At 62.9% G+C, this 1,764-nt stretch carries 1 protein-coding gene and 1 pseudogene; one reads left to right on the top strand and one right to left on the bottom strand.

The annotated features are described in order from the left end of the window. Positions 1-113, bottom strand: a pseudogene (locus EN781_RS35635) (cobalamin-binding protein); the annotation flags it as partial. A 274-nt stretch (positions 114-387) separates the two neighbouring features. Here EN781_RS35635 and EN781_RS31815 point away from each other — a divergent pair. Beyond that, a partial coding sequence (locus tag EN781_RS31815) for a trimethylamine methyltransferase family protein (protein ID WP_127400694.1) occupies positions 388-1,764 on the top strand: 1,377 nt, incomplete at its 3' end.

A 1,764-nucleotide genomic window follows, 5' to 3' on the forward strand; every position in this document is an offset into this window, starting at 1 on the left:
ATATGCGTGCCTTCCTCGATCTCTTCCTTCAGACCATCATAAAGGTCGTCGTGCATCTGCTGCACGAGCTCGTCGTCGGAAAGCTCGGAAAGGATGATCTCGTCGTCGGACATTTTTTTCTCGGGCTCCTTGCTGCTCGGAATGTCTGCGGCAGCCTAAAATTGATGCGCCAATACCTAACCCGCGAGGGCCGCGTATCCATAGCTGATTTGCGACTTCCCGCAAAAGGAAAGCGACCGCAAATCTATTGGAATTCTTGTCGATTTTGCGACAGGCGTTGGCGCTGGCTGGCCGTTTCGAATAGGGTGCATGGCTACGATCCGGCGAGAGCAGCCGCACGCGGCCGCAATCCACATCAGGTCAGAACAAAATCAGGGAAGAACGATCATGAGCGAGAACGCGGCAGTCGAGCAGGAGCCGTCGAGCGGCAGACGCGGGCGCGGCGCTGGCAGTGGCGCGGCGGCGCGACGGGCAGCGCGCTCGGGCGGGGGTCCGGGCACCCAGCTCACCTACATCAAGCGCAAGATCAACGTCTATGAAGTGCTGGACGAGGAAGGGTTGGCGCTGATCGAGAAGAACACCGACACGGTGCTCGAAGAGATCGGCATCATCTTCCGCGACGACGCCGAAGCCCTGCAGCTCTGGAAAGAGGCCGGCGCCGACGTCAAGGGCGAGCGCGTGCATTTCCCGAAAGGGCTCTGCCGTTCGCTGCTCAAGACAGCGCCGTCCGTCTACACCCAGCATGCGCGCAACCCCGAACGCTCGGTGCAGATCGGCGGCAAAGCGACGGTGTTCGCGCCGGTCTATGGCCCGCCCTTCGTGCGCGATCTCGACGGCAACCGCCGCTATGCGACTATCGAGGATTTCCGGAATTTCGTGAAGCTCGCCTATATGGCGCCGTCGATCCACCATTCGGGCGGCACGGTGTGCGAGCCGGTCGACGTTCCCGTCAACAAGCGCCATCTCGATATGGTCTACAGCCATATCAAATATTCCGACAAACCGTTCATGGGCTCGGTGACCGCGCCGGAGCGCGCCGAGGACACGGTGGCGATGGCCAAGCTTGTGTTCGGCGACGACTTCGTCGAGAACAACACGGTGCTGACCAGCCTTATCAACGCCAACTCGCCGATGGTGTTCGACGAGACGATGCTCGGCGCGTTGAAGGTCTATTCGCGCCACAACCAGGCCTGCATCGTCACGCCGTTCATCCTTGCCGGCGCGATGAGCCCGGTGACGGTCGCCGGCACGCTGACGCAGGTGCTGGCCGAGGTGCTGGCCGGCGCATCGTTCACGCAGTTGATCCGGCCGGGCGCGCCGGTGCTGTTCGGCACTTTCGCCTCGTCGATCTCGATGCAGTCGGGCGCGCCGACCTTCGGCACGCCGGAACCATCGCTGGTCTCCTATGGCGCCGCGCAGCTTGCCCGCCGTCTCGGCCTGCCGTTCCGCACCGGCGGTTCGCTCTGCGCCGCGAAGATCCCGGACGCGCAGGCGGCTTACGAGAGCGCCAACACGCTGAACTCGACCATTCTTGCCGGCGCGAATTTCGTGCTGCACTCGGCCGGCTGGCTCGAGGGTGGGCTGGCGTCCTGCTACGAGAAGTTCATGATGGACATCGACCAGCTCGGCATGCAGCAGAAATTCTCCGAGGGCGTCGACCTGTCGGAAAACGGCCAGGCGATGGACGCCATCCGCCAAGTCGGTCCGGGCAGCCACTATCTCGGCTGCGACCACACCCAGGCCAATTTCCAGACCGCCTTCTAC

It is taken from the genome of Mesorhizobium sp. M4A.F.Ca.ET.090.04.2.1 (assembly GCF_003999085.1).
Classification (GTDB): domain Bacteria; phylum Pseudomonadota; class Alphaproteobacteria; order Rhizobiales; family Rhizobiaceae; genus Mesorhizobium.